Origin of the sequence: Billgrantia antri, from assembly GCF_019430905.1 — a bacterium.
Lineage (GTDB): Bacteria > Pseudomonadota > Gammaproteobacteria > Pseudomonadales > Halomonadaceae > Halomonas > Halomonas antri.
Genome location: NZ_JAHYCA010000004.1, coordinates 40,535 through 62,371 on the forward strand (window position 1 = coordinate 40,535; position 21,837 = coordinate 62,371).

Annotated in this window: 28 protein-coding genes and 1 tRNA gene; 14 read left to right on the plus strand and 15 right to left on the minus strand. The window is 61.8% G+C overall.

What is annotated here, in order from left to right:
- Position 1: 1 nt before the first annotated feature.
- From KPL81_RS11650 to KPL81_RS11670, 5 genes are all read left to right on the plus strand, one after another.
- Positions 2 to 226, plus strand: coding sequence for a hypothetical protein (locus KPL81_RS11650; protein ID WP_219792284.1), 225 nt, complete (start codon positions 2 to 4; stop codon positions 224 to 226).
- Between the two features lie 89 nt (positions 227 to 315).
- Positions 316 to 870 (plus strand): KilA-N domain-containing protein, encoded by a 555-nt coding sequence (locus tag KPL81_RS11655; RefSeq protein ID WP_219792287.1) that lies wholly within the window; start codon positions 316 to 318, stop codon positions 868 to 870.
- A 633-nt stretch (positions 871 to 1,503) separates the two neighbouring features.
- The gene (rnhA, locus tag KPL81_RS11660) at positions 1,504 to 1,974 is read left to right on the plus strand and encodes a ribonuclease HI (protein WP_219792289.1); all 471 of its coding nucleotides are present in this window, start codon (positions 1,504 to 1,506) and stop codon (positions 1,972 to 1,974) included.
- A gap of 628 nt (positions 1,975 to 2,602) precedes the next feature.
- Complete coding sequence (locus KPL81_RS11665; RefSeq protein WP_219792291.1) at positions 2,603 to 3,217, plus strand: recombinase family protein; 615 nt, start codon at positions 2,603 to 2,605, stop codon at positions 3,215 to 3,217.
- A gap of 82 nt (positions 3,218 to 3,299) precedes the next feature.
- Positions 3,300 to 3,446, plus strand: coding sequence for a hypothetical protein (locus KPL81_RS11670; protein ID WP_219792293.1), 147 nt, complete (start codon positions 3,300 to 3,302; stop codon positions 3,444 to 3,446).
- A 102-nt stretch (positions 3,447 to 3,548) separates the two neighbouring features.
- On the opposite strand, the gene KPL81_RS11675 is transcribed toward KPL81_RS11670, so the two are convergent.
- Positions 3,549 to 4,187, minus strand: a complete 639-nt coding sequence (locus KPL81_RS11675) for a hypothetical protein (protein ID WP_219792295.1) — start codon at positions 4,185 to 4,187, stop codon at positions 3,549 to 3,551.
- A gap of 170 nt (positions 4,188 to 4,357) precedes the next feature.
- Positions 4,358 to 4,447: transfer RNA gene (locus KPL81_RS11680), tRNA-Ser, on the minus strand.
- An 83-nt stretch (positions 4,448 to 4,530) separates the two neighbouring features.
- On the opposite strand from KPL81_RS11680, the gene KPL81_RS11685 reads away from it, so the two are divergent.
- The 7 genes from KPL81_RS11685 (at position 4,531) to KPL81_RS11715 (ending at position 7,860) form a co-directional block, all read left to right on the plus strand.
- On the plus strand, positions 4,531 to 4,974 hold the full coding sequence (locus KPL81_RS11685; RefSeq protein WP_219792297.1) for an NUDIX hydrolase: 444 nt from the start codon (positions 4,531 to 4,533) through the stop codon (positions 4,972 to 4,974).
- A gap of 109 nt (positions 4,975 to 5,083) precedes the next feature.
- Positions 5,084 to 5,752 carry a Bax inhibitor-1/YccA family protein gene (locus KPL81_RS11690; protein ID WP_209478361.1) on the plus strand — a complete coding sequence of 223 codons (669 nt, stop codon included), beginning with the start codon at positions 5,084 to 5,086 and terminating at the stop codon, positions 5,750 to 5,752.
- A gap of 68 nt (positions 5,753 to 5,820) precedes the next feature.
- A complete protein-coding gene (gene tusD / locus KPL81_RS11695; protein WP_219792299.1) occupies positions 5,821 to 6,213 on the plus strand; it encodes a sulfurtransferase complex subunit TusD in 393 nt (130 codons plus the stop codon).
- Positions 6,214 to 6,222: 9 nt separating this feature from the next.
- Complete coding sequence (gene tusC / locus KPL81_RS11700; protein WP_209478603.1) at positions 6,223 to 6,600, plus strand: sulfurtransferase complex subunit TusC; 378 nt, start codon at positions 6,223 to 6,225, stop codon at positions 6,598 to 6,600.
- A 29-nt stretch (positions 6,601 to 6,629) separates the two neighbouring features.
- Positions 6,630 to 6,920 carry a sulfurtransferase complex subunit TusB gene (tusB, locus tag KPL81_RS11705; protein ID WP_219792301.1) on the plus strand — a complete coding sequence of 97 codons (291 nt, stop codon included), beginning with the start codon at positions 6,630 to 6,632 and terminating at the stop codon, positions 6,918 to 6,920.
- Positions 6,920 to 7,273: a TusE/DsrC/DsvC family sulfur relay protein gene (locus tag KPL81_RS11710; RefSeq protein WP_219792303.1), complete on the plus strand. Its 354-nt coding sequence runs from the start codon at positions 6,920 to 6,922 to the stop codon at positions 7,271 to 7,273. The genes tusB and KPL81_RS11710 overlap by 1 nt, the downstream gene beginning before the upstream one ends.
- Before the next feature lie 11 nt (positions 7,274 to 7,284).
- Positions 7,285 to 7,860, plus strand: a complete 576-nt coding sequence (locus KPL81_RS11715) for an acyl carrier protein phosphodiesterase (protein ID WP_219792305.1) — start codon at positions 7,285 to 7,287, stop codon at positions 7,858 to 7,860.
- A gap of 8 nt (positions 7,861 to 7,868) precedes the next feature.
- On the opposite strand, the gene KPL81_RS11720 is transcribed toward KPL81_RS11715, so the two are convergent.
- The 5 genes from KPL81_RS11720 to KPL81_RS11740 all read right to left on the minus strand — a co-directional run bounded on the left by KPL81_RS11720 (position 7,869) and on the right by KPL81_RS11740 (position 11,656).
- Entirely contained in the window at positions 7,869 to 9,077 is a 1,209-nt protein-coding gene (locus KPL81_RS11720; RefSeq protein ID WP_219792307.1) for a molybdopterin molybdotransferase MoeA, read from the minus strand.
- Positions 9,070 to 9,597 carry a molybdenum cofactor biosynthesis protein B gene (moaB, locus tag KPL81_RS11725; RefSeq protein WP_219792309.1) on the minus strand — a complete coding sequence of 176 codons (528 nt, stop codon included), beginning with the start codon at positions 9,595 to 9,597 and terminating at the stop codon, positions 9,070 to 9,072. Before moaB ends, KPL81_RS11720 begins: the two co-directional genes overlap by 8 nt.
- On the minus strand, positions 9,594 to 9,914 hold the full coding sequence (locus KPL81_RS11730) for a DUF1244 domain-containing protein (protein WP_219792311.1): 321 nt from the start codon (positions 9,912 to 9,914) through the stop codon (positions 9,594 to 9,596). The genes moaB and KPL81_RS11730 overlap by 4 nt, the downstream gene beginning before the upstream one ends.
- Positions 9,915 to 9,975: 61 nt before the next feature.
- Positions 9,976 to 10,608 carry a helix-turn-helix domain-containing protein gene (locus KPL81_RS11735; RefSeq protein ID WP_209478349.1) on the minus strand — a complete coding sequence of 211 codons (633 nt, stop codon included), beginning with the start codon at positions 10,606 to 10,608 and terminating at the stop codon, positions 9,976 to 9,978.
- A gap of 112 nt (positions 10,609 to 10,720) precedes the next feature.
- On the minus strand, positions 10,721 to 11,656 hold the full coding sequence (locus KPL81_RS11740; protein ID WP_209478602.1) for a histone deacetylase family protein: 936 nt from the start codon (positions 11,654 to 11,656) through the stop codon (positions 10,721 to 10,723).
- Positions 11,657 to 11,764: 108 nt separating this feature from the next.
- Between KPL81_RS11740 and KPL81_RS11745 the strand changes: the two genes are divergently transcribed.
- Positions 11,765 to 14,512: a bifunctional acetate--CoA ligase family protein/GNAT family N-acetyltransferase gene (locus KPL81_RS11745; protein WP_219792312.1), complete on the plus strand. Its 2,748-nt coding sequence runs from the start codon at positions 11,765 to 11,767 to the stop codon at positions 14,510 to 14,512.
- A gap of 162 nt (positions 14,513 to 14,674) precedes the next feature.
- On the opposite strand, the gene pdxH is transcribed toward KPL81_RS11745, so the two are convergent.
- The 5 genes from pdxH to KPL81_RS11770 all read right to left on the minus strand — a co-directional run bounded on the left by pdxH (position 14,675) and on the right by KPL81_RS11770 (position 17,385).
- On the minus strand, positions 14,675 to 15,316 hold the full coding sequence (gene pdxH / locus KPL81_RS11750) for a pyridoxamine 5'-phosphate oxidase (RefSeq protein WP_219792315.1): 642 nt from the start codon (positions 15,314 to 15,316) through the stop codon (positions 14,675 to 14,677).
- 105 nt (positions 15,317 to 15,421) lie between these two features.
- Positions 15,422 to 15,823, minus strand: coding sequence for a DUF2069 domain-containing protein (locus tag KPL81_RS11755; RefSeq protein ID WP_219792317.1), 402 nt, complete (start codon positions 15,821 to 15,823; stop codon positions 15,422 to 15,424).
- Positions 15,820 to 16,443 carry an NAD(P)H:quinone oxidoreductase gene (wrbA, locus tag KPL81_RS11760; protein ID WP_219792319.1) on the minus strand — a complete coding sequence of 208 codons (624 nt, stop codon included), beginning with the start codon at positions 16,441 to 16,443 and terminating at the stop codon, positions 15,820 to 15,822. The genes KPL81_RS11755 and wrbA overlap by 4 nt, the downstream gene beginning before the upstream one ends.
- 43 nt (positions 16,444 to 16,486) lie before the next feature.
- A complete protein-coding gene (gene arsC / locus KPL81_RS11765) occupies positions 16,487 to 16,843 on the minus strand; it encodes an arsenate reductase (glutaredoxin) (RefSeq protein WP_219792321.1) in 357 nt (118 codons plus the stop codon).
- Positions 16,844 to 16,935: 92 nt separating this feature from the next.
- Positions 16,936 to 17,385 (minus strand): gamma-glutamylcyclotransferase family protein, encoded by a 450-nt coding sequence (locus KPL81_RS11770; RefSeq protein WP_219792323.1) that lies wholly within the window; start codon positions 17,383 to 17,385, stop codon positions 16,936 to 16,938.
- Between the two features lie 123 nt (positions 17,386 to 17,508).
- Between KPL81_RS11770 and smrA the strand changes: the two genes are divergently transcribed.
- Positions 17,509 to 18,102, plus strand: a complete 594-nt coding sequence (smrA, locus tag KPL81_RS11775) for a DNA endonuclease SmrA (RefSeq protein WP_219792325.1) — start codon at positions 17,509 to 17,511, stop codon at positions 18,100 to 18,102.
- A 66-nt stretch (positions 18,103 to 18,168) separates the two neighbouring features.
- Here smrA and KPL81_RS11780 read toward each other — a convergent pair whose 3' ends face one another.
- The 3 genes from KPL81_RS11780 to KPL81_RS11790 all read right to left on the minus strand — a co-directional run bounded on the left by KPL81_RS11780 (position 18,169) and on the right by KPL81_RS11790 (position 21,815).
- Positions 18,169 to 18,702: a DUF934 domain-containing protein gene (locus tag KPL81_RS11780; protein WP_219792327.1), complete on the minus strand. Its 534-nt coding sequence runs from the start codon at positions 18,700 to 18,702 to the stop codon at positions 18,169 to 18,171.
- A complete protein-coding gene (locus KPL81_RS11785; protein ID WP_219792329.1) occupies positions 18,695 to 20,347 on the minus strand; it encodes a nitrite/sulfite reductase in 1,653 nt (550 codons plus the stop codon). The genes KPL81_RS11780 and KPL81_RS11785 overlap by 8 nt, the downstream gene beginning before the upstream one ends.
- Positions 20,348 to 20,486: 139 nt before the next feature.
- Positions 20,487 to 21,815, minus strand: coding sequence for an MATE family efflux transporter (locus tag KPL81_RS11790; RefSeq protein ID WP_219792331.1), 1,329 nt, complete (start codon positions 21,813 to 21,815; stop codon positions 20,487 to 20,489).
- Positions 21,816 to 21,837 lie beyond the last annotated feature (22 nt).

Genomic DNA, 21,837 nt, shown 5'->3' on the forward strand with positions numbered 1-21,837 from the left:
CTTGAACCATACCCCCTTTCTCTGCCTCTATGATGGTCGAAAATCCCAGCGAATCGTTGGCTTCCTCCTCTACGTCGTCACGATGCTTGGAATTCTTGGCTACGCCTTGGGAACGCTGCCTTTGCCAATCTGGCTGATTCTGGCTCCATCGGTGTTCTGGTCTGTTTGGTATGTCGGCTCAATACTGGTCCGAATTATCGGATGGTTCACCCGCCGCGCTCGGTGAAAGTTGCTTCTCTCTCGTTATCCACGACCCCTGGCCCACCGGCTGGGGGTCTTGCTTTCAAGCACCCCGACAACTGGGAGAGAAACGACATGACTAACCAGCTGATCATCGCCGAGACCACCATCAAGACTGACGCTGACGGACGCTACTGCCTGAACGACCTGCACCGGGCTGCCGGTGGAGAGAGCCGCCACCAGCCAGCCTTCTTCATGAAGCGTCCCGAGACCGTCGAGCTGCTGGCCGAGCTTAATTCTTCCGCACAGCAGATTTCCCCGGTTGAATCCAAGCGAGGCCGCAGCGGTGGCACCTTCGTCTGCAAGCAACTCGTCTACACCTACGCCATGTGGGTCAGCGCCAAGTTCCACATGAAGGTCGTGGAGTTCTTCGACCGGGGGCAGACCCAGGGCATCGCCGTTGCTGATCATGCAGCTGCCGATCTGCTGACCAACCCGCTGGCCTACTTCGAGAAGGTGCTGGCCCAGGCCAAGCAGATTCAGGCCGAGCGTGACCTCGCAGTCCAGCAGAAGGACGCTCTCGCCAAGATCACTACCCAACACCGCTCTCTGTATAGTCCAGGACATGAAGCCAGCAAGATAGCAGCAAGATCGGCGACGTTCGATTACCGCACAGTTATGGAGAGGTAATCCTCTCTAGGGAACAGACTCAGGCTCGCTCATGTGATGGCTTCGAGTTCCCCTGACATACGCTGCTTTGAGCTTCAGGCCGAAGCCGATGACCGCTCCTTTCATGGTGGCAGGTGGACGGACAGGAACCTGACAATGCTGGCTGGGAGGTGATGGCACCCAGTTGAGGCATGGCTACCTGTGATTCACAGGGTGACAGCGGATGGCAGGGAACAGATCTAGGCTGCTATGTGATGGATACCCCCATCTTATAGAGGTCTCTGGGAGTTCTCTGACTACCATCACCACCATTGTTTATCCCAACAAGGTTCTCTCCTCTGGGGAATCATCAAGGGATCTTGAGGATCCACTTCAGCAACAACTACGCATGTTCTCCTCAAGGCATTCTTGATGACAGCACCTGACAAGGATGGGATGGATGGTAACGGTGGTGATCGTATCCCCTGAGCCTCCCTTCGCTTGATGTCAGCCATGACCATGGATTTGTGTCAGCTCCACCACTGGCTTTCCCCGAGCCACTCCCCAAGTAAACCCCAGTGACATTCTCGAAGGCGATAGACAGGCAGCGGCGTGTGTCCGCTCGCTGGGTCCGTTGCCTGTGGGGACTGTCGCCTTCGACAATGACGGACACACATGAAACGAACCATTCTCATCTTCACCGATGGCGCTTGCAGCAACAACGGACGGACCAACGCGTCTGGCGGCTGGGCTGCCATTCTGGTGAACCCTGAAGGCGAACGCCTGAAGATCGCCGGAAAGCTGACCGGTGACGAGATCACCAACAACCGAGCTGAGCTGACCGCTGTCATTGAAGGCCTGTCCGCTCTCAAGCGTCCCGCCGATGTGGTACTGACCACTGACAGCAAGTACGTAGCGGACGGAGCTGGAGCCTGGCTGGAGGGCTGGAAGCGGAACGGCTGGAAGACTGCCGCAAAGAAGCCCGTCAAGAATGTCGACCTCTGGCAGCGCCTCGATGCTCTGCTTCAGGTCCACACCGTACGCTTCATCTGGGTGAAAGGGCACAACGGACACCCTGAGAACGAACTGGCCGACACCCTCGCCCAAGCTGCCTGTTTCGGGAACGAGGTCAGGGCGTACGGCTGATTCGCTTCAGGCAGCCGAGGGGGATTTTTGTAGCGCAGATTTTCGAGCCGACAGTAAAGGGGTTCGCTACACCTGTATCTCCCCGCTACCCCCGGTCTGCGCTTCTCCTAGGGTAGACCCTCCCCCCCTTCATCCTTTCCCTCGCAGCCCATGCGAGAGGAAGAGCAGCGTCCAGGAGATTCACTCGATGGAAGAACACAGGACGTGGCCATGGGTAGGCAACAGCTCCTACCGCAAGCCCATCCTACCTGAGGTCCGCAAGCCCCGGCTTCTCAGGACTCAACACACCGCCACAAAGGCAGCGGAGATCAGCCATGCAACTTCAGGCTGTCCCGAGCGCCAGCATCAAGAAGCCCCAGCTTATCGCATGTCCCTTCAGGAGGCGCTGTATCGGCCACACGAGCCTTACATGGCATGGAACGGACTTGGGTAGGCATTCCCCTTACCCTTTTCTGTGGCGTTAGGAGGAGGAGGACTGGGGACGCCTCCACGATGGCTCATAAGGTGTACCCTGTGAGCCAAGCGAGACGAAGGCTCTTCACCATGGATCAAAGCTGTTGCTTTTCACTGAGCCACCTTGTAGATTGTGAGCCATGCCTTATGAGCCACAAGCAGGGAGAAGCCAGCCATGTCCGCTACCATCGCCTATGTCCGTGTCAGCACCGATGACCAGACCACCAACGCCCAGCGCCACGCCATCGAGAGCCGCTATAAGGTAGCCCGCTGGTTCAGCGATGAGGCGACATCAGGAGCGATCAAGGCCAAGGACAGGGCAGGATTCAGCCAGCTCCTGAGCTACGTAAGGGAAGGTGATACGGTGGTGGTCTATGCCATCGACCGTCTTGGAAGGAATACCATCGATGTGCTGGAGACGGTCGAGGCACTCAAAGCTAAGGGAGTGGCTGTGCTTTCGATCCGTGAAGGCTTCGACCTCTCGACTCCCATGGGCAAGATGATGCTGACCATGCTGGCGGGACTCGCTGAGCTGGAACGGTCGAACATCAAGGAGCGGCAACTGGCAGGACTGGAGAAAGCCAGAGCGGAGGGAAAGAACCTTGGTCGGGAAAAGGTCATCGATGATGGTGCCGTGGTGCAGTGGCGTCAGGAGAACAGCGCCAGCATCAAGGCTACAGCTGACCATTTCGGCATTTCCGCTGCGTCTGTAAAGCGAGCCTGTCGGGCTATCAAGATCGGAGCGCAGCAAGCATCCTTGCACAGCCGTAAAAGTTGCGCCAATGAATAGTAACTAATTGAAAAGTATTGCTTTTCTAGTGTGAGCGAGCGTGGTAAAAAGCAGTCTCTCTCACGCAACCGGGAACACCACGATGTCTATCAAGATTGGCGGCTTTGAACTGGCTCTGCACTTCGGTGACGTGTACCTGAGGGTGCCGCGCTGGTTTGACCTCGCATGGAACTCGACAGGGTTCTATGTGAGCCGCCTCAGCGGGACCAGCCAACGCAGTACTATCTGAATGTCGAAGGCTCCCTTTTCTGAGAATATGTCTTGTTCTCGTCATTGGGAGCCTTCTTTATTTTTTTCTGCTTGAAGCTAATTTGGAGAGCAGACCTAAAGGCTACCCGTTTTGGCCTGTACGGCTGGCCTCCCATTCATTGAAAAGCCTCCTCTCGACATTCCGCCTGAAGCAACCGTTCTGCTCAAGCATATTGAGACGCCCGCATACGGCAGCAGTGGCTAACGGGAGATTAGAGAAGTCCTCATTAGGGTCAATATCCGCGATCTTGAAGAAGAGTCTCAGTTTCTCGAAGATTTTTCCTTGGTCGGCTTCAAGCTCATGGGCAACGCAATTACGCGCATCACGAATCAGCTTCGTTGCCTCTAAGACTTTCTTGTCCTCTTCATCAGATAGCAGCGCTAGTGCAAGTGTCCGAGCCATTCCGAATTGAAGGTTCTTGAGATGCGATGAGTTCTCAACTCTAGATCTGGCTAACGATAGTAACGCTCTCTCTACCAAGAGGTCGGCCCTGATGATTTTCAGGTCCAGGTCATTCATATCGTCAAAACCGAACATCATGTAATAAATCTGTTCACGTTTCTCAGAAGGAAACTTGCTGAGGTGATGGATCAAGGAGAGTGCTGTCACTGGGGACGCTAGAGGTTCACCTCCGTCATGCGTTTGCTCAGTGAGCTGCCAGAGCTTCTTGAGCAATTTATCATCCACAGTAGGACGCTGCTGGTCATCCTTGGATGTCATGCTGCCAGCCCTCCAAATCAGGCCGCAATTTGGGTGAACGGACCCCAAGGCGGCTAACGGTACAAGCTTCTAGCTAGAAACAGATGTGGTAAGTCTATGTGGTAAATAAGCGAAAGGGCATGTCCCCTAAGCTATTGATAAGCCTCAGAAACATGCCCTTGAATTCGAGGTGGCGGAGGGACAGGGATTCGAACCCTGGAAGGGCGTTAACCCTTGCCGGTTTTCAAGACCGGTGCATTCAACCGCTCTGCCATCCCTCCGGCTCACGGGGGCGAATATTACCAGTTACACTGACAAGGTCAAGTGGGTTTCACCTTGCAACATCAGATGAGTAGAGCAGGTCATGGCCGAGCATGACGCGGAAGGCGTGAAACCAACCCCTGCCGTCGCGGTGGCAGTGGTGGAACGGGGCAGGGTACTGATGGTTCGCCGCCGGCATCCTCCCCATGCCGATATGCTGGCGCTGCCAGGAGGGCGAATCGAATCGGGGGAGACGCTATTCGAGGCAGCCGTGCGCGAGCTGAACGAAGAAACCGGCCTGGTTGCCGAAGCCCAGCGTGTGGTCACCGCCATCGATCAGCTACATTATGATAATGGAGGCTGGCTGCTTAGCCACTTCGTCATCGTGGTGGTGGCATGTCGACGGGTAGCGGGCAATGGCGTCGCAGGCGACGATGCAAGCGAAATCCACTGGCTGGAATCGCGGCAAATCAGAGAAGCGTCTGACCTGTGCGCCAGCGCGCGTCAGGTCGCCCTCGAGCTACTTGAAGGCGGGCAACGCCGATGAAGAGGCGTTGAGTCGTGCAGAACTAAGGACTTGCGTCGGGAACCAAGCAACGGCATCCTTGGTCCACTGCAGAGATCAACCAAGATCAATCACAGGGAGCTCTGGATCAATGGCCTATCACGACACACATGTGGCACAGCATTCGTCACAGGCCGTCAGCGCCAGCAAGGTGTTGCGCAATACCTATGCACTGCTGGCGATGACACTGCTGTTCTCCGCCGTCACAGCGGGTGCCGCCATGGCCATGGGCGTCGAAAGAATGAACATCTTCGTGTTCTTCATCGGCGCATACGGCTTGATGTTCCTGGTGCACAAGACGGCCAATTCAGCCGCCGGTCTGCTGGCAACCTTCGCCTTCACCGGCTTCATGGGCTTCACTCTCGGCCCGATTCTCAGTGCCTACCTGGCGCTGCCCAACGGGGCTGCGCTGATCATGAACGCCCTGGCCATGACCGGGCTTACCTTCATTGGCCTTTCGGCCGTGGCCCTGGTCACCAAGAAGGACTTCAGCTTCCTCGGCAACTTCCTGATGGCGGGCGCCATCGTGCTGATCCTGGCCATGGTGGCGGGCCTGATCTTCCAGATCCCCACCCTGATGCTGATGGTATCGGCCGGCTTCGTGCTGTTCGCCTCGGCTGCCATTCTCTTCCAGACCAGCGAAATCGTGCACCGTGCCGGCGAGACCAACTACATCCTGGCCACCATTACGCTCTACGTTTCGATCTACAATCTCTTCGTCAGCCTGCTATCGCTGCTCGGTATCATGAGTAGCGACTGAGTCAGGAAGGTGCCGTACCAGGCCCCGCCAGTGCGGGGCCTGCGTGTTTGAGAACGCAGGAATCGCCCATGCGCTACGGTCTACTCGTCGAGGGTGCTCCATATAGCAGTCAAGCATCCCATTCCGCACTGCGTTTTGCCTCGGCGCTGGTGGCCAGAGGGCATCGGGTCGAGAGTGTCTTCTTCTACCACGATGGCGTCTATAATGCGTCTCGCCTCGCTGCGCCACCTCAGGATGAACCGCATCTCTACGATGCCTGGCGCTCGCTCAGCGCCGAGCACGGAACTCAACTGCAAGTCTGCATCGCCGCCGCACTGCGCCGCGGGCTTCTCGATGCCCGGGAAGCCGACCGCCACGGCAAGACGGGCCATAGCGTCGAATCCCCTTTCGAGCTGACGGGACTCGGCCAGTTGATCGACCTGGGGCGGGAGGTCGATCGCCTGGTGACCTTCGCTCCTTGAGGATCCATGATGTCGTCAACCGTCGATTTCAGCGGTGACCTGCTGGTCATCCTGCGCCATGCTCCACACGGCAGCAGCTGGCTGCGCGAAGGCCTCGATACCGCACTGGTGGCTGCCGCTTTCGGTCAAACGGTGAGCTTGCTGTTCCAGAGCGATGGGGTACTGGCGCTGACCAAAGGGCAGGGGGCCGGCCCGCTGGGTCAGAAGGGTACGGCGGCCACGCTGGATATGCTGGCCATGTACGATATCGAGTCGCTCTACCTCGATCCGGAGGCACTAGAGCGTTTTGGGCTCGGCGAGCAGGATCTACTGCTTCCCGCCGTCGCACTAGATGCCGCTTCGCTCCCGCGACTCATTGCCGGGCATCGGCTGGTTCTCACGTTCTGACTGGCCGTCATGTTGCCAAGAGGGTGCAAATGATCCTGCATATTCTCAATCGTCCGCCCAGTTCGAGCCTGGCGTATCGTGACGCACTCGCTGCCATGGACGCCACGGATCGACTGCTGCTGATCGAGGATGGCGTTCTGGGAGCCCTGACGGCCCAGATTCGTCACTTCCAGGCGATTGAAGGTCGCCTGTTCGCCCTGCGCGAGGATCTGAGCGCGCGCGGTCTCGAGGGACAATGCGACGCCAGTGTGCAGGTCATCGACGTGGATGGCTTCGTTACATTGACAGAAGAAGCCGACAAGACAGTGAGCTGGTTCTAATGGCTTCCTCGGAGATCGCACGCTACCTGGATACCGGCAACGGCCGCGTCGCCCTGGATCCCGAAGGCTATCTCGTCGAACTATCGGAGTGGACTCCGGCCGTGGCCCAAGCGCTAGCCGCCGAGGAGGGGCGAGAGCTGACGGAGGAGCACTGGGAGGTGCTCAAAGTGATACGCCACTTCTATGAACGCTATGAAGCTTCCCCGGCCATGCGTCCGCTGGTCAAGGCGGTGGGCCAGGCGCTGGGGCCGGAAAAGGGTCGTTCGCTGCATCTGATGAAACTCTTTCCCGACAGCCCCGCCAAGGTGGCAGCGCGCCTTGCCGGGCTGCCCAAGCCCGCCAACTGTCTCTAACGGCCCCGGCAATGAACTTTCTGGCTCATGCCTGGCTTGCCCGCGGCGGCAGCGATGACTTCCTCTATGGCAACCTGATTGCCGACGGCGTCAAGGGCAGCGACCTCAGCGCCTGGCCTTTGGAAGTGGCCAGCGGTATTCGACACCATCGCCGAGTCGACGCCTTCGTCGATACACACCCGGTGGTCCTCGCGGTACGCCGGCGCGCACCTCAGGAGTATCGACGTTATGCGGGCATTGCCCTCGATCTGGTGTGGGACCACTTCGTGGCACGGGAGCTCGCACTGGACCAGTTGCCGTCTCACCTGGTCCAGCGCAGTTACCGGGTGCTGAGCCACCGGCCTGCACCGGCGCGCCTGGAGCGGATGATCCCGGCTCTGGTCGCCCAGGACTGGCTGCATCGTTACGCCGACTTCGACTTCACCTGCGATGCGGTGCGCGGTATCGGTCGGCGTCTGTCCGGGCCAAACCGCCTGGCCGCCCTGGTTCCCTGGCTGGAAGAGGACTACGCCGCCCTGGAGCAAGACTTTTATCGGCTATGGCCCGCAGTCGCCAAAGCACTGGAAGTGGCGCCCGACGGTCCATGACCGATGTCTCAATCACTCCTTAGCCAGAGGCACTCGACCGTATCGCCGGGTTCAATCTGGCTATCCGCCGGTACGACGGCCAGCGCATCGGCCCCCACACAGGAAGAGAGCACGCCGGAGCCCTGGTCGGCAAAGGCATGGGCGGTAATCCCGCCTTGTTCCATGGACAGGGTAACGCGCATGTAGTGCCATCGTGGCCCCGTGCGGGTAGAGAAGGCGGCTTTTGCGGCCAACTTCGGCAGGCTGGCCAGATTCGGACAGGCGAGCAGGGCGCCCATCAGCGGGCGCAGGAACAGCCAGGCGGCAACGAAGCTGGAGACGGGGTTGCCGGGCAGCCCGACGAAGCGGACCTCGCGCCCGTCGCTGGTGTCGAGCCGCCCCAGCGCCAGTGGCTTGCCGGGCTTGAGCGCCAGGCGCCACAGGTCGAGCCGGCCGATCACCTCGATGGCCGCCTTGACGTGATCCTCCTCGCCAACGCTGACGCCGCCAGTGCTCACCACGACATCGGCCTGCTCGGCGGCGAGTGCCAGCATGGCCCGGGTGCCTTCGGCATCGTCGGGCATCGAGGCAATGAACGAGACTTCGGCGCCGAAACGCTGCAGCAGGTCCTTCAGCATGGGCCGGTTGCTGTTGTATATCTGGCCGGCGGCCAGCGGCTGGCCCGGTTCGATGATCTCGTCGCCGCTGTTGAGCAGGGCGACGCGCGGGCGGCGTCTCACTGAGACTTCCATCACACCCTGGCTGGCCAGATGCCCAAGTGCGGCGGCGTCCAGACGCTGACCGGCCTCGAGCAGCACCGCACCTGCCGCCACGTCGCTGCCGCGATGGCGCACGTTGTTGTCGGCCGGCACCTGAAGCGGTACGTCCGCTGCGTCATCGACGACCTCGACCTTTTCCTGCATGACCACGCAATCGGCGCCGGGGGGTAGCGGGGCGCCGGTGAAGATTCGCGCGCAGGTGCCGCGCGACAGAGGTCGCGGCTCGCTGCCAGCGGCAATGCGCTGGACGATCGGCAAACGCTTGCCGGCGTCTTCATGGTGCAGGGCGTAACCGTCCATGGCGCTGTTGTCGAACGGCGGCACGTCGAGGCGGGCGATGACCTCCTCGGCCAGCACACGGCGTCCGGCCTGCTCACAGGGAAGGGTTTCGGCCTCGACGGGGGAGACGTCCTTAATCAGGGCGGCCAGCGCCGCCTCGACGGATTGCAGCTCAGACATGCTGGCCTCGTTCGGGGATGACCAGATTGGCGAAGTTGCATGGCTTATGGCGGCTGTCGAGCTGCTCGGCGAGCAGGCCGTCCCAGGCCGTGCGACAGGCTCCGCTCGAGCCCGGCAGACAGAAGATCGCGGTAGCGTTGGCCAGCCCGCCGAGGCAGCGACTCTGGATGGTCGAGCTGCCGATCTCCTGCCAGGAGAGCTGACGAAACTGCTCACCGAAGCCCTCGATGTGCTTGTCGAGCAGCACCGACACCGCTTCGGGCGTGGAGTCCCGCCCGGTAAAACCGGTCCCGCCAGTGGTCAGTATCACCTGAACGTCGGGATCGGCAATCCACTCGGCGACCACAGCACGGATACGGTAGACATCGTCGATGACGATGCGCCGCTCAGCCAGCCGATGGCCTGCCTCGGTGAGTCGCTCCGCGAGCAGGGCGCCGCTGCGATCGCTGCTGAAATCACGTGTGTCCGAAATGGTCAGAACCGCGATGCGTAGCGGGATCGGGATCATGGCCTCGCTCATGATTGCGCGTCCCGCTTGCGGGCCTGGCGCGCCTCGAAGGCGGCCTGCTGTTCCGGCGTTGCCTCCTGCTGATAATTGGCTTTCCACTCGGCGTAGGGCATGCCGTAGACGTATTCGCGCGCGGACTCATAGTCGAGTTCGGCGCCCTGTTCGTCGGCAGCGGCCACCAGCCACTTGGAAAGACAGTTGCGGCAGAAATCGGCCAGTATCATCAGGTCGATGTTCTGCACGTCCTTGTTGGCGTCCAGATGCCGGAGCAGGCGGCGAAAGGCGGCCGCCTCGAGCTGGGTGCGTGTGGCGTCGTCGAGATGCTGCATGACGTAGGCTCCTGGTTGAGTCGCCTCAGGATAACAAAATGACATCGTGCGTGGCTGCTACTCAGGCCGTATCGCCGCGGGTACAGACCGAAAGGACGACGGCATCGTCTTCGCTCAACGAGACCAGTGCGTGCCCCATGTCGCTGTCGAAGTAGATGCTGTCGCCACGTGACAGCTGCAGCGGCTCATAGAACTCGGTATAGAGACAAATCTCGCCCTCCAGCACCATCAGGAACTCCTCGCCATCGTGGCGCACCCACTCGCTGAACTCGTCGAAGCTGCGTGCCCGCACGATGGTCTTGAAAGGGATCATACGCTTTTGGGCCAGTTCGCAGCTGAGCAGCTCGTGCTCGTAGGTAGGGGTAGGATGAAGCTGGCCCTCACCACGCCGGGTCAGGTCACGGCGCCCCATGGTGCGTGGCTGAACTTTCGGCGGCGTCAGCAGCTGCGGCAGGTCGATGTTCAGGCCGTTGATCAGTTTCTGCACGGCGGTGAACGTCGGCGAGATCTGGTCGTTCTCGATCTTGGAAAGGGTAGAGCGGGCCAGGCCGGTACGCTGGCTGACATCCTCAAGCGTCCACTGGTTGGCCAGGCGAATTTCCTTGAGTCTCTCGCCGAGCCGCAGCGGTTCGACGAACGGTTTGCGGCCCGAGGCGATGCGCAGTGCGGCCTGCTGGTCGGTATTGGCGGACATTGACGTGTTCACTATAGGAAACAGAGTTTCCTGAAGCGTACCACAGAAGCCCTTCGCGCACCGGCCGAGAGGCGCCTTCACGATTCGTGATCCCGACATGGCTCACGCTGATTCAAGTCTCGAAGGGCAAACCGAGCAGGGCCTTGACGTGCGCCTCGGCGCAGCGACCCAGGGAATCAAGGTCATATCCGCCCTCGAGCACCGAGACCAGGCGATTCTCGGCATACAGCGCGGCGATGTCCAGAGCCAGGCGGGTAATCCAGTAATAGTCTTCGTCTTCCAGGCACAGTTCCGCCAAGGGATCGTCACGATGGGCATCGAAGCCCGCTGAAACCAGCACCAGCTCGGGTTTGAAGGCGTGCAGCGCGGGTAGCCAGTCGTCTTCGATCGCTCGGCGGAAGGCGGCGCTGTCGGTACCGGCCTCCAGCGGCGTATTGATCACGTTCTGCCACTCGCTGCGCAGGTAGCGCCAGGGGTAGAAGGGAAACTGGAAGCTGGTGCAGATCAGAATGTCCGGATCGTCCTTGAAGATATCGATGGTGCCGTTGCACTGATGCACGTCGAAATCGAGGATCGCAATACGGCGCGCCCCATACCGGGCCCTGGCATGCGCGGCTCCCACGGCGACGTTGTTGTAGAAACAGAATCCCATCGCGTCGGTCGCCTCGGCGTGGTGACCGGGGGGGCGCACGGCACAGAACACGTTGTCCGCCTGGCCACGATAGACTTGCTCGACACCCCGGACGACCGCCCCGGCTGCCACGCGGGCGGCATCAAGGCTATCGGGGTTCATCATCGTGTCGCTGTCCAGCGTGACGATGCCCGACTCGGGAACGCACTTGTCGAGCGCGCGCAGATGGCGAAGCGGGTGTACCCGGGCCAGCTCCTCCTCGCTGGCAGGGCGAGCCTCCGACTGCATGGTCTGCTGCAGCAACCCCGAGAGGGCCAGTCGGGCGCGAATGGCCTCCAGGCGCAGCGGGCTTTCGGGGTGCTCCGGGCCCATATGGTGAAGATCGCAGTTCGGATGCGAGATGAACGCCGTGATCATATGGAACTCCAGAGTGATTGAGGTCACCTTAATGGGCTCCACCCCTTGCATAACAGTGTCAATAAGTCGTACACAAGGAGGCACCTACTGCTCTGATGAGGTGACGTCTTGAGCACCAGATTCCTGCGCCACTTCTTCGAACCCCGTAGCATCGCGGTGATTGGCGCTTCGGAAAAGCCCCACTCCATCGGCGGTATCGTGATTCGCAACCTGCAGGAGGCCGGTTTTCCCGGGACGTTGTGGGCAGTCAACCGCAAGGGCTACGACTCGGTTTTCGACCAGCCCTGCGCGTCTCGCATCAGCGAGCTGCCCGAGACGCCCGACCTGGCCGTAGTGTGTACGCCGGCGGCTACGTTGCCCAAGGTAATCTCTCGGCTGGGTAGGATCGGCGTCAAGGCGGCACTGGTGCTATCCGGCGGGGCACACCTCGACGACGCCGAGGGCGACAAAGGCTCGATCCGAGAGCGCATGCTGGCAGCGGCGCGAGAATCGGGTATCCGTGTCTTGGGGCCGGAGTGCATGGGCCTGATCGTCCCGGGCCGGCGCATCAATGCTTCGTACTCCAGCCAGCCTGTGAAAGCCGGAAAGGTAGCTTACCTGGGGCAGTCCGGCATGCTCGGCAACGCCATGATCGACTGGGCGGCAGGGCGCGGCATCGGCTTCTCGCACCTGATCACGGTGGGCGACAGTGTCGACGTCATGCTCCCCGACCTGATCGACTACATCAACCAGTACGCACCGACCCAGGCCATCCTGCTCCACCTGGAGCGTATCCAGGATTCCCTGCACTTCATGACCGCGCTGCGCGATGCCTCGCGTCATCGTCTGGTACTGGCGATCAAGAGCGGACGCACGCCGCAGTCCGATCTTTCCGGCATGCCACCGACACCGGGCATCGCCAACCGCGACGTGGTCTTCGAGGCCGCCTTCTCACGGGCCGGTGTGGTGCGGGTAAACGATTCCGACGAATTGTTCGACGCACTGATGACACTGTCGCAGATGCGCCCGCTCAAGGGCGATCGCCTAGCCATCGTCTCCAACGGGTTGGGCCCTGCCATGCTGGCCATCGACAAACTGGTCAGCGCGGGAGGCGCCCTGGCAAGCTTCAGCGAGGCAACGCGCCGGGCGCTGCGCGAAGGCGAGTTCGACATGAGCAAACCCGGCGAGAACCCGGTGGATCTCGGTGGGGATGCCACGCCGGAGCGCTTCGTCGAGGCGCTGGAGATCGTCGCCGCCGATCCCGGCGTCGACGCTGTGCTGGTGGTACATGCCCCCACGCGCCTGGCCCCCTCCAAGACCACTGCCCAGGCGCTTATCGCCAACCGCAAGCGCTTCAGACGCAATCTGCTGACCAGTTGGATGGGACTCGAGGGGGCGCTCTATGCACGTCACGAGTGCAGCATGGCGGGTATTCCCACCTATGTCTCGCCGGAGAAGGCAGTCAAGGCATTCATGCACATGGTCGACTACCAGCGTGTACAAGCGCTGCTGCAGGAAACGCCGCCGAGCCTGCCTTTCAGCACTACCGCGGACATTCGTGCCCGTTGCCATCACCTGATAGAGCAAGCCCGGGCAGAGGGGCGCGAGACCTTGTCACATGCCGAGACGGCCCAGGTACTCGAAGCCTATGGCATACCCGTGGCGCCAAGCCACTATGTGCACACGCCAGCCGAGGCCGAGGCGGCTGCCCATGACCTCGAGGGACCGTGGGCGCTGAAAGTCGTGCATGACGGCAACTGCCGTCCTTTTCGCTACCGCAAGCATCCCCATCGCATATCGGCAGGGCTGTTGCAGGACCTGCATACACCGAGTCAGGTGGCCGAAGGGCTCACTCGTCTCGGTCACAAGGTCCATGAGAAATTCCCGCCGGTTAAGATTCGCGAATACTGCCTGCAACCCATGCAGCGGGGCAAACAGTCAATGCAGCTCTGCGCCGGTATCACGCGCGATCCGGTATTCGGTCCGCTCATCGTGTTCGGCATCGGCGGCTACAAGGTCAATATCCTCGCCGACCGCCAGGTGGCCCTGCCGCCACTGAACATGACCCTAGCGGCGGATGTGGTTGGGCGCACCCACGCTGCGCGGCTGATACGAGAGCACTCCGGCGAGCCCGAGCGCGACCTGGAGAGACTGTGCCAACTGCTGGTCAAGCTGTCACAGATGGCTTCGGACCTGCTCGAGCTACGCGGGCTCGAACTCAACCCGCTGCTGCTCAATCGCGACGGCATCCTGGCAGTGGATTTCGCCCTCGATCTCGGCAGTCCGGCACGCTTCGCGATCATGCCGTACCCCGAGGAACTACGTGAGTGGGTGACGTTGAACAATGGCATGCAGGTCGAGGTACGCCCTATCCGCGCAGAGGATGCCCCCTTGATTACCAGCTTCCACAGCCAGCTGTCGGAGGAGAGCATTCGCTTCCGTTACTTCCATAACAAATCCGATCTCAGCCAGCGCGACCTGTCGATCCTGTCGCACATCAATTATGACCGTCAGATGGCCTTTATCGCCGAGCACCAGCAGGACGACGGCGGAAAGGAGATGCTCGGTGTGGTACGGGTATGGAACGATCCCGACAACATACGCACCGAGTTCTCAATCATCGTGCGCGACGACATGGCCGGGCAGGGGCTGGGCAGCCTGCTGATGAAAAAGATGATTGCCTATTGCAAGAGCGTGGGCACGCTGGAAATGATCGGCAAGATCATGGTCGACAACCACCCCATGCGGGCGCTGATGAAACATCTGGGCTTCCGCTGTCGCTACAACATGGAAGAGCAGGTGGTGGATGCGGTGTTGCGCCTCAACGAGCCTGAGAGCGAGTGGCAGAGGCACCGCCTGGAGAGCCTGCCTGACTAACGGAAACCCTGATTCATTACTGCGCTTGATATCCTGGCCGTCGGCGGTGCTAACGCTCCTCATCGAGTAGCGTGTCAACTCCGGACCCTGCGCTCCGGCGGCGGTCAGCCTATCTTCGCTCGGTACATGAATCAGGGCTTCCTATCGCTCGAATTCGGCAGGTCAGGGTGCCAGGCGGAAGGAGCGCCAGGTCTCATCGCGATACTCGTAGCGGATGCGGTCGTGCAGGCGACTAGGCTGGCCTTGCCAGAACTCGATCATTTCGGGCACCACGCGGTAGCCTCCCCAGTGCCCCGGCCGCGGGATATCTTGGCCTTCGTAGGCCTGCTCGAAGCGGTGCTGACGCTCCTCGATCCAGTGCCGATCGGGAATCACCACGCTCTGAGTCGCCACCCATGCACCCAACTGGCTGGCCCGGGGGCGGCTGTCGAAGTAGGTGTCCGACTCCTCGTCGGAGACCGGCTCGACGCTGCCCTCAACGCGCACCTGTCGCCCTAGAGAGGGCCACCAGAACACCAGCGCGGCGTGCGGTACGTTGGCCAGTTCACTGCCCTTGTGGCTATGGTAATTGGTATAAAACACCAAGCCTCTCTCATCGTAGCCCTTCAGCAGTACGATGCGTGCGTGGGGCAGCCCTTGGCTGTCGACGGTGGCCAGTGTCATGACGTTGCCGTCTTCGCCTTCGGCATCCAGTGCCAGCGTCAGCCACTCGTCGAACAACACCACGGGGTCTGCCGGAACCATGCCTTCTTCCAGCCTGCCACCTTCATAGTCGCGCCGGATGTCGGCGATGTTGCGTGTCATGGCGTACTCCTCGTCATTTTTTTCCATGGTCGCCGCTGAGGGGAATCAGCACAACACCCGCGACTTGACCGTTATCACGTCTTGCTCGATCCGGGGCGAGACTCCTCAATCCCTCCGCTTCGCCTTGAGCTGACGACTGCGAAAGCGGGCATAGAACATGCTGCCGGTAAACAGCCCCAGGGCGGCCAGGGACTCGCCAATGCCGAGCAGCCCCTGCCCGGGCAGGGTCGCCAGCATGACCCCCTGGACGAAATAGAGCAGGCTGACGAAGGCCAGCCAGGCATGGCCGCGTGGGCGCCTCCCCAGGATCGAGGGCAGGAAGAGAATGAGCGGCAGGGTGCGGATCAGTATTGGCGTCAGCGGGTGGGTGCCGGCCTGCATCGCCAGACCGCTCCAGAGCAACAGGGCCAGCAGGATCACATAGCTGGCGAGAACCAGCCGGCGACTGCGCTCGGTGAGCATGTCCAGCCCGTGACGAGCCTCGAGCCCTTCGACCCAGCGCCTCATCGGGCTTCCTCTCTCATGCGGACGAGCGCCAGGGCCAGGTGCGCCAGGCGTTTCCCCTGTGCGTGCACCAGCCTGCTCTCGCTATCGGCCAGCGGCCGGTCGCTACGCTGTCCGGCCACATGGCTGGCCCCGTACGGGGTACCGCCAGCGGCGGTGGTCATGAGGTCGGTCTCGCTGTAGGGCAGCCCGGCATAGACCATGCCGTGGTGCAACAGCGGTAGCAACATGGAGACCAGCGTGGTTTCCTGCCCACCGTGCAGGCTTGAAGTAGAAGTAAAGGCGGTGGCCGGCTTGTCCACCAGCGCGCCATTGAGCCATAAGGCGCTGGTAGCGTCGATGAAGTATTTGAGCGGAGCGGCCATGTTACCGAAGCGGGTCGGGCTGCCCAGCGCCAAGCCGGCACAATGCCGCAGGTCGTCGAGCTCGGCATAGACCGCGCCCTCGGCAGGAATGTCGGGATCGACGGCTTCGCAGGTAGGCGACACCGGCGGCACGGTGCGCAGCCGCGCCTCGATGCCGGTGCAGGACTCGACGCCAGCGGCGAGCTGCTCGGCCATGCTGCGTGTGGCGCCGTGTCGGGAGTAATAGAGAATCAGCACATAGGGCAGGGTGTCGCGCATCGTGGCTCCAGGAGGTAAGGCAAGAGGGCAATCGCGGGTACGGTCAATCCTTGGCGTGTACCAGAGCCAGCACGTCCTCGGGGGGACGCCCGATGACTGCCCGCTTACCGTCGTCGGCGATTGGGCGCTCCATCAGCTTGGGATGTCGCACGATCGCCGCGATCACCTGCTCCTGGTCCTGCAAGTCGGTATCGTCGACCTCGCGCCACTCCGCTTCCTGGGTGCGCACCAGGCGCTCGCCGTCGGCATCCAGACGCGACATCAGGTCGCGAAGCTCTTCCTCGCTCAGCGGCTCGTCGAGATAGCGCCGGACCTTCACGTCGGCGCCGTTCTCTTCCAGCAGCGCCAGCGCCTGACGCGACTTGGAACAGCGGGGGTTGTGATAGAGCGTGATGGCCATGGGCGACTCCTCGATCCTTGAAAGGTTGGCTCATATTGTAGAAGGGGGGTCACCTCGGCCACAACCGCAGCTATTCGAAATTCCCGCTTCGATCAGTTGGTTGCACCTGCATCGGCAGGCCGTTGCGACGCCTTAAGGCGACGATAGACCCAGACCATTCGACCATCGGCAAGCCGCGTGGGGACACGCTCGTAGCGTATGCCCAGGCGCTCGTAGCGGTCCAGGCGCTCCAGCTCGCCGGCATCGACCTCGATCACCTCGCCAGCAACCCGCTCGCCCGGGGCTTCGGTCAGGTCGAGCCCCTCGCGCCGGTAGCCTTCGAGCACGGCCGGGTCGGCCTCTCCCGCACGACCCATCACCAGCCAGCGGATCGGAGCGAAACGCAAAGTGCCATAGACGAAGACACTGTACTCTCCCTCCTCGATGTCGGCGAGGTGCTCGGGGCGGTCATAGGTGTAGGGGCTCAGCATGTTCAGCCAGAGCCAGCCTAGCAGGAGCAGCAGCCCCGTCAGGATGACGAGGACAGCGTGACGGGCGCGCATGCGTTCTCCTTGTAGCCGGTTCGATCGATATCCTGCCATGGCAGGCACGGAGCTGTCCGGTTCTATGCCGGCTCGAAGCTCTGTTAGGATGCAGGCACGGCTCGACCACAGCGGAGGATGCCCATGAACCAGTCGGCATATGAGGATCAGGACTTCAGGGCGATGGTGGGAGATGTGAAGCCGCTGCGCAGGAGCGCCAATCGAGCCAGTCCAGGTCAGCCCCGCAGCCAGCCAACCGAGGCCCAGCTGGCACGCCGCGAGAGTGCCCAGGCCGAACTCAGTGGCGACAGTTTCCTTTCCGATGATTTCGTCGAATTGCTGCCGCCTTTCGATCCTGTCGAGTTCCGCCGCGACGGTATCCAGCAGGGCGTGGCCGACCGGCTGCGCCACGGCGGCTATCCGGCCCAGTCGCGCCTTCATCTGCTGCGCCGCCCATTGGCCGAGTGTCGCCGAGCACTGCCGCCCTTCATTCACGAAGCCTACGCACACGATCTGCGTTCGCTGCTGATCGTGCACGGCCGAGGACGGGAGATCGACAGCCCGGCCAACGTGCTGCGCTCTTACCTGGCCAAGTGGCTGGCCCAGTTCGACGAGGTCCAGGCCTTCGTCTCGGCCCAGCAGGCCGATGGCGGCCTGGGTGCGACTTGGGTGATGCTGCGCAAGAGCGATCGGGCGAGGGCAGATAACCGTGAGCGTCAGCAGAAACGTCGCGGCTGACGCGGCCTGAAACGGCAGAAGCCGGCACACGGCCGGCTTCTATCTTACCCAGAGGGAGGCTCGAGACTAGGCCAGAGCCGGCTCCACCCGCTCCACGGCTTCCCGCATGCGGCGGCGGAACAGCGGTTCTTCCACGTCCACGGCCGGCTGATAGGCGCGGCTGAAGGCGTTGAGCGCATGCAGGGCATCTTCCAGCCACTGGTCCTCGCGCAGCGAGAGAGCGTCGAAGCCGCAGCGAGTGAGGAAGAACGCCTGATCGACCAGCACGTCGCCAATGGCCCGGATCTCGCCGGCGTAGCCGTAGCGCTCGCGCAGCAAGCGCGCCAGGCTGTAGCCGCGGCCATCGGTGAACTTGGGAAAGTCGATGGCGATCAGCGGTGCTGCAGCCAGCTCCTCGGCCAGTTCCGGCGTCAGTTCGGTATCGCTGGAGAGCCACGGCGCCAGTTCCTGGCTTCCCTCCAGTTCCTGCCAGCGTGCCAACGGCACGATGGCGGGGGTGGCAGGCACTGCCGCCTCCTCTTCGCGCATCAGCACCCAGCGGTCTTCGGCTGGCTTGCCGTTGCGAATGAAGGGGCGTACGGAGGCGTTCTGATCAGGCATATACCCGCTCCTTGAAAGGCTTGAGGCCGATACGGCGATAGGTTTCGATGAAGGTCTCGCCCTCGACACGCTCACCCACATAAACTTGCAGAACCTTGTCGATCACCTCGGGCACACTCTCGCGGTCGAACGAAGGGCCAAGGATCTTGCCCAGCGAAGATTCGTTGCCCTGGGCGCCGCCAAGCGAGATCTGGTACCACTCCTCGCCTTTCTTGTCGACACCGAGAATACCGATATGGCCGACATGATGATGCCCGCAGGCATTCATGCAGCCGGAAATGTTGAGGTCCAGCGGGCCGAGATCGTAGAGATAGTCGACGTCCTCGAAACGCTCCTGAATGGCCTGGGCCACCGGAATGGACTTGGCGTTGGCCAGTGCGCAGTAGTCGCCACCGGGGCAGCAGATCAGGTCGGCGAGGGTGCCCACGGTGGGGTTGGCCAACCCGAGTTCCTCCAACCGTTGCCAGAGCTCTTCCAGGCGATCCACCGCTACGTCGGCCAGCACCAGATTCTGTTCGTGGGTGACGCGAATCTCGCCGTAGCTGAACTCATCGGCCAAATCCGCCACCTGATGCATCTGCTCCCAGGTCAAGTCGCCGGGCGAGTGGTTCTTGCGCTTCAGCGACAGCGTCACCGCCTTGTAGCCCGGTACCTTGTGGCCCTGCACGTTGTTGGTGACGAAGCGGGCAAAGGCCCGGTTCTCGGCACGCAGGCGCTCGAAAGCATCGATGGCCTCTTGGCCGACGGTGCGACGTTCGGGGTCGACGAAATGCGACTGCATCGCCTCTATGGCCTCGCGGGTCAGGGTCTGCGGCCCGTCCTTGAGGTGCGCCCACTCGGCATCGACCCGACGGCGGAACTCCTCGACGCCCAGCGCCTTGACCAGGATCTTGATGCGCGCCTTGAACTTGTTGTCGCGACGACCGAACTGGTTGTAGACGCGCACCAGGGCCTCGAGGTAGGTCAGCAGGTGCTGCCAAGGCAGGTCGTCACGCACCACCTCACCGATCATCGGCGTACGGCCGAGTCCGCCACCCGCCAGCACCTTGACGCGCACTTCGCCATGTTCGTCGCGCCATAGACGCAGGCCCACGTCGTGAACCTGGATGGCGGCACGATCCTCGGCGGCACCGGTCACGGCGATCTTGAACTTGCGCGGCAGGTAGGTGAACTCTGGGTGGAAGGTCGACCACTGACGTATCAACTCGCACCAGGGACGCGGATCGACCTCCTCATCCTCGGCGATGCCGGCAAACTGGTCGGCGGAGGTGTTGCGAATGTCGTTGCCGCTGGTCTGAATCGAGTGCATCTGCACACTGGCAAGTTCGGCCAGCATGTCAGGCACCGTCTCCAACTTCGGCCAGTTCAGCTGCAGGTTGGTACGGGTAGTGAAGTGCCCGTAGCCGCGGTCGTAATCGCGCGCCAGATCCCCCAGCTTGCGCAGCTGATAGGAGGCCAGCATGCCGTAGGGGATGGCAATGCGCAGCATCGGCGCGTAGCGCTGGACATAGAGTCCGTTCTGCACGCGCAGCGGCAGGAATTCCTCGTCGCTGATCCGCCCGGCCAGATAACGGTTCATCTGGTCGCGGAACTGGGCGACGCGTTCATTGACCAAGGTCTGATCATGGGTGTCGTAGCGATACATTCAGCCGGTCCTGCTGCTTAGGGGGAATGGCAGAGCGTCAGGGGGCACCATAACGCCCCGAGCATATTCTATGAAAGAATAAATATTTATATTTTTTATACGGAAAAGCATATAAAGCGTCAAGCCTCCCATGGGGTGATCAGAGTGACAAACGCAGCCACTGGCGGCGCTGCCAGATCATGGCAAAGCACAGGGAATTCAGCCCGCGATAACCAAGCTGCACCCACCACACGCCTAGCAGCCCCTGCTCCAGGACCACACCGACCCACCAGGCCAGCGGTAGAAATACCAGCCACTGCAAGGTGAGCGTCGCGGTCATCACGGTGCGGTTGGCGCCAGCGCCGAGCAGAGCCTGCCCCAGCACCAGGGCAGTCGCGTCGAGCACTATCATCACCCCGGTAAGCTGCAGCGGAAGGCGGGCCAAGGCTATCAGGTCACGGTCATGGAGAAAAATGCCCAGTACCTGATCAGGAAGCGCCGCCATGGGCAGCGCCAGTACGGCCAGGCACAGCCAGGCCAGGCGCACCACGTCCCAGCCCCAGCGATGGGCATCGCCATGGGCCTGCCGCCCAAGCGACTGGCCCACCAGGCTCATCGCGGCCATACCCAGGCCGACACCGGGCAGGATGAGCATCAGTGAGAGATTCACCAGTACATGACCCGCCGCAACGCTGGCGATATCGATCTGACCCAGGATCCAGAACAGCACCGCGTAGCCGGCGGCGAACCACAGTTGCTGGAACGAATGCGGCACCGCCAGGCGCAGCGTGGCCCATAGCGCAGAGCGGCATGGCATACCCGCGAGAAATCCGCTTGGCACGGCTCGCCGGTAGCTGACTAGCGTCCACAGCCCGAGCCCTGTAAACAGTGACAGGGTCGTGCCAGCGCCGGCACCTGCTGCGCCCATTGCCGGCAGGCCCAGATAACCGAAGATCAAGCCGACGCTGGCCCCCACGTTGACGACGTGCATGACCAGCATGATGCGCAGGTAGTAGTCGCTCTGCTGGATGCCGTTCCAGTAGCCGCGAAAGCAGAAGATCATCGCCACCGCCACGAGCGACAGCACCCGCCAGCGGAAGTATTCCACTGCTACGGCAGTGACCTCGGCGCTGGGGTTGAGCCATCCCAGCAGCCACGGCGCCTGCCACAGGCAGAGCAGAGTGACGGGCAGCGAGGCGAGCAGGGCGATCACCAGCCCCGCATTGAGCGGCAGGGCGCGCAACTGCCAGGCCTCTTCGCCATGTCGGCGTGCGGTCTGCGCCTGAACCCCCGATGAGAGTCCGAACATCAGGGCAGTGACCAGGAACATGGCGTAGCCGCCTATGCCCACGCCTGCCAACGGCACCTCGCCCAGCGAGCCGACCAGGGCTGCATCGATCAGATTGATCAGGCTCTGGGTCAGCATCGCGGCGGTGATCGGGGTGGCAAGGCGCAGGATACGTCGGCGACGACTCGAGTCGGGTAGCATGGCCTATCGCTGGTAATGTGGA